Consider the following 7,152-nt stretch of genomic DNA (forward strand, 5'->3'; position numbering starts at 1 on the left):
GGTTTACACGCGCACCCGCTGCGGCACGCCGGCCACGCGCGACTGCCGCCACAGCGCCAGCGTCGAGCGCAACCGCAGCTGCACGCCGTCGAAGCGGGCATCGCCGCGCGCGGTGGGACGCAGGCGGTAGGTGAAGCGCGTCGCCGACACCGGCGCCAGCGACAGCCGGCGCGGCAGGCCCGACGACGTCCATCCACCCGGATGCAGGTCGAATACCTCCAGCCGCTGCCGGACGTGCGTCTCGAAGCACAGCGCCACGTCGCGCTCGATGCCCAGCGGCAGGGCTTCCGGCACTTCGCGCACCACGTCCGGCGTGGGCCGGCCCCGCAGGCGCCACGCATCCAGCGCCGCGATCGCCAGCATCGCGCCGCCCGCCAACTGCCATTGCCACAGCGGCCAGCCGAGGAAGGGCACGGCCAGGCCGGCCAGACCCCCGCCTGCGATCAGGGCGATGAGCAGCGGTGCCGGCCTCATTTCCGGGGCGCGTCCACCTTGGCCAGCAACGCACGCAGCGCATCGTCCGGCGACTGGCCTTCGATCTGCAGTTCGGGCGCCAGGGTGATGCGGTGGCGCAGCGCAGGCCGGGCGATGTCGCGCACGTCGTCAGGGGTGACGAAGTCGCGCCCCTGCAGCACCGCCTGCGCACGCGCCGCGCGCACCAGCGCCAGGCTGCCGCGCGGTCCCGCGCCCAGCGCGATGCCGGGCCAGGTGCGCGTGGCGGCGACGATGCGCACGGCATAGTCGATGACTTCCGGATCCACCCGCACGGCCGCGGTGTCGCGCTGCATGGCGACGATGTCGGCCGCGCCCAGCACGCGCCCGACCTGCGACAAGTCGAAGTCGGCGGCGGTGCGGCCGGTGGTGATGGCATCCACCATGCGCTTCTCGTCCTCGATCGCCGGGTAGTCGATCAGCACCTTCAGCAGGAACCGGTCCAGCTGCGCCTCCGGCAGCGGATAGGTGCCCTCCTGCTCCACCGGGTTCTGGGTGGCCAGGGTGATGAAGGGCGGCGCCAGTTCGAACGATTTTCCTTCGATGGTCACCTGGCCTTCCTGCATCACCTCCAGCAGCGCCGACTGGGTCTTGGCCGGTGCGCGGTTGATCTCGTCGGCCAGCAGGATGTGGGTGAACACCGGGCCGCGACGGATCTTGAAGCTCTCGGTCTTCGGGTCGTAGACCGCATGGCCGCTGACGTCGCCGGGCATCAGGTCCGGCGTGAACTGCACGCGTGCGTAGGTCAGTTCCAGCGCCTGCGCCAGCGCGCGCACCAGCAGCGTCTTGCCCAGGCCGGGCACGCCCTCGATCAGCACGTGACCCCCGGCGAGCAGGGCGATGAGGATCTGGTCCAGCACGTCCGGCTGGCCGATGAAGGCCTTGGACACCTCCTCGCGCACGGCATCGACGCGCGCGGACAGCGCAGTGCCGGGCGTCGGGGGAAGCGCGGGCGAGGCGGCGGCGGTCTGGTCGTTCATAGGCGGTTTCTCAGGTGGATCAGCAGGGGGATGCGGTCGCGGAAAGCCTGCCGGTCGGGCGGGGCAGGCGCATGGAGGGCGGTGCGGATGCGGTCGGCGGGCAGGCCGGTGCGCTCGGCGATGGCGGCCACCTGCGGCTCGCCCGACAGCGCGGCGGCCACCGCATCGCGGCGGCGCAGGCGCGCCAGGAAAGCCTGGCGGACCGCGGCGTACAGCATGACGCCGCGACCGTAACGGTAGAGGTGCTCGCCGCTGGCGCGCACGTGTTCCAGCAACGAGCGGCGTTCCGCCGCCGGCGCCGGCACGGGTGGACCGAAGCGCTGCATGCGCATCCACAGCCAGGTCGCCAGCGCGAGCAGCAGCGGCGCCCACACCATCCAGCCGCGCAGCAGCACCGTGCGCCACAGCGAGGGCATCTGCGCCGCATAGACCAGGTGCACCGTGCCGAGACCGTAGTTGGGGGCCAGCACCTGACGCGCCAGCGCACGGTGCGGTCCGTCGCGCAGGCCGCCGTCGGGCGGCATGTCCATCGCCTGCCGCGCCAGCGGGCGCGACGCGGTGTTGGTCATGAAATCGAAGTCGGCCAGCAGGTCCACATGGCCGCGGCCGCGCGCCAGTCGCGCGTAGACATACCCGGCCTGCAGGTCGCCCCACGCGAGCTCGGGGACCTCGCCCTCGAAGGCGAAGCGGCGGCCGGTACAGAACTCGACGTGGTGGTCTTCGCCCTCGACCTGGAAATCCACGCAGCCCGGGCTCTCTTCCACCAGCCAGACCGACAAGCGGTCGAGGAGCGGAACCCGCGGTGCATCCGGACCCGCCACATCCTCGCCCGGCGAATACAGCGGCGTGCGCACCAGCAGGTGGCCGCCCCCTTCCACCCAGTCCAGCAGGCGTTCGGCGTCGGGGGGCGAGAGCGTGCGCGGATCGTGGAACAGCCGCAGCGTGTCCGTGGGCGCGAGCGCGTTGTCGTCCAGCAGCAGGCGCTGGCGCGCGTTGACCTTCACGCCATCGGCTTCCAGCGTCTTCGCCAGCGCGTACAGCGGGTTGTAGGCGGCTTCGCCGGTGGGCGGCAGGTACAGCGTCTTCTCGACCCGGTGGAACGTGTGCCGGAACCACGCCACCAGCAGCACCAGCACCAGGGCGACCACCAGCACGGCCACGCCCACCAGTCGGCCGTTGCGACGCGCCGCGGTCACGACACCCACCCGTAGCGCTGCTGCAGTTCGCCCAGCAGCGCCTCGAATTCGTCGTCATCCGGCAGCCGCTCCGCATAGGCCGCGTACTGCCAGATCCTGACCACGCGCGCGAAGGCCTGGCGGTCCGCCGCCTGCGGCATGCGGCGCGAGGCGCGCAGGCACTCGGCCTCGGTCGCGCCCGGCGGCAGCACGATGTCGGCGCGCCGCACCATGCTGTCCACGCTGGCGCGATAGAGCAGCGCCAGCGCATGCCGCGGACGTCCTTCGCGCCATGCGCGCCGGGCCGCGGTGGCGATGTCCTCCGGCAGGGTCTCGGGCAAAGTGAGGGCTTCGGTCACGGCCGGCTCCGGCGCCACCGCGGGCGAGCGCGCCAGGCCCCGCATCCACGGCCACCAGTGGCGCACCGTCACCAGCAGGGCCAGCACCAGCACGCCCACGACCAGCCACAGGCCCCATTCGCCGATGAAGGCCACCACGTTGCCAATGCCGCCCAGCAGGGCCTTGTCGCGGACCGCCACCTCCGGGTCCTGTTCCGGCGCGCGCTGGCGTCGTTCCCACGAGGTCTGGGTGTGCCGACGGTCGAGCAGCGGATCGCGGTACGCCTGGTCGGCCGCCTTGCGGAACGCACGGTCATCGACGCGCTGGTCGCCGAACACGATCGGCAGGGTCGGCGGTGGGGGCGCATCGCGCGGCGGGGCCGGTGCGGCGGGCGGGACCGGGGCCGCGTTGCGCAGCACGAAATTCATGCGGTCCGGCAGCCAGCGATGCAGGCACCCTTCCAGCTGTTCGCGCGAGACCGGCTTGGCCAGGTAATCGTCCATGCCCGCGTCCAGGCAGCGCTGGCGGTCGCCGGCCATCGCGTTGGCGGTCATCGCCACGATGGGCAGGCGGGTACCGTCGGCGCGCTCGGCTTCCAGTTCGCGCCAGCGGCGCGTCGCGGCGTAGCCGTCCAGCACCGGCATCTGGCAATCCATCAGCACCAGGTCGAACGCGTCGGCCTGCATGCGCTTCAGGGCCAGGTCGCCGTTGGCGGCGGTGTCGCAGTTGAAGCCCAGCGCGGCCAGCAGCTTCTGCGCCACCAGCAGGTTGACCGGGTTGTCTTCCACCAGCAGCAGGCGCGGTTCGGTGCGCATGGCGCTGACGATGGCGGGTTCCGGGGCCGCAGCAGCCGATTCGACGACGGCGGGCGTGGCCACGGAAGCGGGGGCCTGCGGTGATGCGGAAGCATCGATGATGGGTGCGGCCGGGGCCGGCTCGCGCACCGGTTCCGGGAAGATCTCCTCCATCGTCGGCAGCAGGTCCGCCGCGTCCTGCTCCGGCGCAGCACCGGTGAGGGCGGCGCGCAGGTCCGCATCCGGCGACTGCCGCGACAGCTGCGTGCTGCGCGGCTGCAGTTCGGTCGGCACGGCCTCGTCACCGTACAGCCATACCAGCCGCAGCGCGTCCGGCGAGGGCCGTCGCGCGATCGCCCGGTGCAGTGCCAGGGCGGTGCTGCGGATGCCGCCGATGTCCGCCAGCACGGCCAGGTAGTCCTGCTGTCCCTGCTCGCCGACCAGGCGCAGCCGATCCATCGCCTCCTGCGTGGTCTCCACCGCCACGGGCTGCATGCCCCAGTTGGTGGCCAGCAGGGTCAGGCGCTGGCGCAGGCGTGCATCGGGCGACACGATCAGCACCCGTCCGTGGTCCAGCACGCCGTTGTCGCGCTGGCGCAGGTCGCCGATGACCTTCATCAGCGGCGCTTCGAACCAGAACGTCGAGCCGCGACCGACCTCGGACACCACGTCGATGCGCCCGCCCATCAGGTCGACGATGCGCCGGCAGATCGCCAGGCCCAGCCCGGTGCCGCCGTACAGGCGCGTGGTGGAGGCGTCGGCCTGGCTGAAGGAATGGAACAGGCGGTGGCGGGCATCTTCCTCGATGCCGATGCCGGTATCGCGCACCTCGAAGCGCAGCAGGTGCTGCGCCGCCGTCTCACCCAGCCGGCGCACCACCAGCGTGACCGAGCCGCGATCGGTGAACTTGATGGCGTTGCCCACCAGATTGGTCAGCACCTGGCGCAGGCGCACCGGGTCGCCACGCACCGGCAGGCGCACGGCAGGATCCAGCTGCAGACTCAGGCGCAGGCCCTTGTTCTCGGCCGGCCGATACATGAGCTGCAGCACGCTGTCGAGCAGTTCGCGCAGGTTGAACCCGGTGATCTCCAGGTCCAGCTTGTTCGCTTCCAGCTTGGAGTAGTCGAGGATGTCGTCGACGATGCGCAGCAACTGGTGCGAAGACGCGGTCGCCGTACTCAGCATCTCGCGCTGGTCCGGCGCCAGCGGCGCGCGCGACAGCATCTCCAGCATCGGCACGATGCCGTTGAGCGGCGTGCGGATCTCATGGCTCATCGTGGCCAGGAACTCGCCCTTCGCCATCGCGGCCGATTCGGCGGCCTGCTTGGCGCGCAGCAGCTCCTGTTCCAGGCGGTCGTGGCGCTGCAGGTCGCGCTGCAGACCGTCGCGTCCGGATTCGGCCATCGCCGCCCGCGCCTGGATGCCGGCCTGGAGGTGCGCCTGGGCACGCGACTGCAGCGCAGTCGCGATGGCGGACGCCAGGGTGCAGGCACCGCTGCCCAGGGCGACCGGCAGCCAAGGGCCCGCGATGCCGGCCTGCTGCAACCCGACCGACGCGAGCGATGCCGCGGCGAACGCGGCCGTCACCCAGGGCATCACCGGCGTCCGTCCGGCGGCGGGCATCGTTACAGCACCGCGTTGTGGAAGTCGAAGCCGAGTTCGCTGCCGACCGCCTGCACCAGGTTGCCCTGGATGAAGTCGACGCCGCCCATCCACATGGCCGCGGCGGCCTGCGGATCCTCGATCTGCTGGCCGATCACCTGTAGGCCCTGGCGGTGGGCGTTGTCGATGATCCCGCGCAGCTGGTCGCGCAGCTGCATGTCGGCGTGGGCGCTGGCGTACTTGCTGGACACGCGCACGAAACCCAGCGGCAACTGCGTGAGCAGCGCATCGGCTTCGGCGCCCGGCTCGAACTGGCTGAGGCAGAACTGCACGCCGGCCGGCATCAGCTGCTGGCAGAACTGGCGCAGGGTGACGGTGTGGATCAGCGCATCGGCCAGGCGCAGGTCGATGACCAGCGACGTGCCCTCGATGCCGCGCGCGCGCAGGGCGTCGAGCAGCCACTGCGCATGCGACTCGCGCGCCAGCGAGCGCGGCGACTGCGAAACGAACAGGCGCAGCGACGGGCCCTGGGCCTGCCGCTCGGCCAGCACGAACAGCGCGTGTTCCAGCACCCAGTGATCGATCTGGGCGATGCCACCGGCCAGTTCGGCGGCGGGAATCACCTGTGAGGCGGGCAGCAGCGAGCCGTCGGGCTGGCGCATGCGCAGCAGCACCTGGTACTGCGCCTGCTCGCTGCCGGCGACGGCCACGATGGGCTGGTAGGCCAGCTCGAACTGCCCGTCCTCCAGCGAGATGCGCGGGGCATCGTCGTCGATCTCGGCCGGGACGTACTCGGCCACGCTGTCGGGCTTCAGCCGGGCCTGCAGCACCGCACGCTCGATCGCCTCCAGCGCACTGCCGGCGTCGGCGAAACCCAGCGACAGCGCGGTATAGCCCACCGAACTGCGCAGCTTGAGCACTTCGTTGGCGCGGGTCTGGAAATCATGGCTGCCCAGCCCGTCGCGTAGCTGCTGGGCCAGTGCCGGCAGCGTGCTTTCGTCCACGCCGTCGGCCAGCATCAGGAAGCTGTTGGCGTTCAGGCGCGCCACCGGGTGCGGCGATGCGGCGGCGGCCAGCTGGCGACCCGCCTGGTTCATCAGGTGTTCGAACACCGCGTAGCCGTAGCGTTCGCGGAGGCTCAGCGCGCTGTTGACCTCAAGGAAGAACAGCCCGCCGCGCGACTGCCGCTGCAGCGAGTCGGCCAACTGCTGCAGCACGAAGGTGCGCGTGGGCAGGCCGGTGTCGCTGTTGACCGAGGGGCGCGGGGCCTGCAGCGCCTGGTTGCGCTGGCGCGCGCGCTGGATGCGGTTGGAGACCGCCGCGATCAGGTGGCGGGGCCGGATCGGCTTGTTGAGGAAATCGTCGGCGCCGCTTTCCAGCACCTCGAACTGGCGCTCCGGGTCCGGGTCGCCGGTCAGGAACACGATCGGCAGGTGCAGGTATTCGGGCTGCTGGCGCAGCAGCATGGTCAGCGACATGCCGTCCTTGCCCGGCATGTGCAGGTCCATCAGCACCAGGTCGGGGCGGAAGCGGCGCATCGCGTCCAGCAGGCCGTCCGGCTGCATCTGCACTTCGGCCTGCATGCCGGCGCCGTGCAGCACGCTCTGCGCGAACAGCGCCTGCCCGCGGTCGTCCTCGACGATCAGTACGCGGTACGGGGATTCGGGATCGACCGGCTCGGGCGCCTGGGGCGCGGCGGCGGCGGGCGCCTCCGTGTGCGGCGTGGCCGGTGCGGTGTCGACGGGGGGCTGCGGGAGGGAATTCATCGAG

The 7,152-nt window shown here is 71.6% G+C and carries 5 protein-coding genes; all 5 read right to left on the reverse strand.

The genetic code is table 11. The features are described from left to right. Positions 1 to 3 precede the first annotated feature (3 nt). From CSC76_RS18450 to CSC76_RS18470, 5 genes are read right to left on the reverse strand one after another with little or no spacing between them, the layout of a single operon-like run. Complete coding sequence (locus tag CSC76_RS18450) at positions 4 to 474, reverse strand: hypothetical protein (protein WP_162111419.1); 471 nt, start codon at positions 472 to 474, stop codon at positions 4 to 6. Further along, positions 471 to 1,472, reverse strand: a complete 1,002-nt coding sequence (locus CSC76_RS18455) for an AAA family ATPase (RefSeq protein WP_162111420.1) — start codon at positions 1,470 to 1,472, stop codon at positions 471 to 473. The genes CSC76_RS18450 and CSC76_RS18455 overlap by 4 nt, the downstream gene beginning before the upstream one ends. After that, positions 1,469 to 2,668, reverse strand: coding sequence for a DUF4350 domain-containing protein (locus CSC76_RS18460; RefSeq protein WP_238395094.1), 1,200 nt, complete (start codon positions 2,666 to 2,668; stop codon positions 1,469 to 1,471). Before CSC76_RS18460 ends, CSC76_RS18455 begins: the two co-directional genes overlap by 4 nt. Beyond that, positions 2,665 to 5,403, reverse strand: a complete 2,739-nt coding sequence (locus CSC76_RS18465; protein ID WP_425500893.1) for an ATP-binding protein — start codon at positions 5,401 to 5,403, stop codon at positions 2,665 to 2,667. Before CSC76_RS18465 ends, CSC76_RS18460 begins: the two co-directional genes overlap by 4 nt. A gap of 2 nt (positions 5,404 to 5,405) precedes the next feature. After that, the gene (locus tag CSC76_RS18470; protein ID WP_238395095.1) at positions 5,406 to 7,148 is read right to left on the reverse strand and encodes an EAL domain-containing protein; all 1,743 of its coding nucleotides are present in this window, start codon (positions 7,146 to 7,148) and stop codon (positions 5,406 to 5,408) included. Between the last annotated feature and the right edge of the window lie 4 nt (positions 7,149 to 7,152).

The sequence above is a fragment of the Pseudoxanthomonas mexicana genome (genome assembly GCF_010093385.1).
GTDB lineage: Bacteria > Pseudomonadota > Gammaproteobacteria > Xanthomonadales > Xanthomonadaceae > Pseudoxanthomonas_A > Pseudoxanthomonas_A mexicana.

Excerpts from the sequence above, each read along its gene's own strand:
- CSC76_RS18450 (WP_162111419.1), bottom strand. The coding sequence starts at position 474 with ATGAGGCCGGCACCGCTGCTCATCGCCCTGATCGCAGGCGGGGGTCTG.
- CSC76_RS18455 (WP_162111420.1), bottom strand. The coding sequence starts at position 1,472 with ATGAACGACCAGACCGCCGCCGCCTCGCCCGCGCTTCCCCCGACGCCC.
- CSC76_RS18465 (WP_425500893.1), bottom strand. The coding sequence starts at position 5,403 with ATGCCCGCCGCCGGACGGACGCCGGTGATGCCCTGGGTGACGGCCGCG.
- CSC76_RS18470 (WP_238395095.1), bottom strand. The coding sequence starts at position 7,148 with ATGAATTCCCTCCCGCAGCCCCCCGTCGACACCGCACCGGCCACGCCG.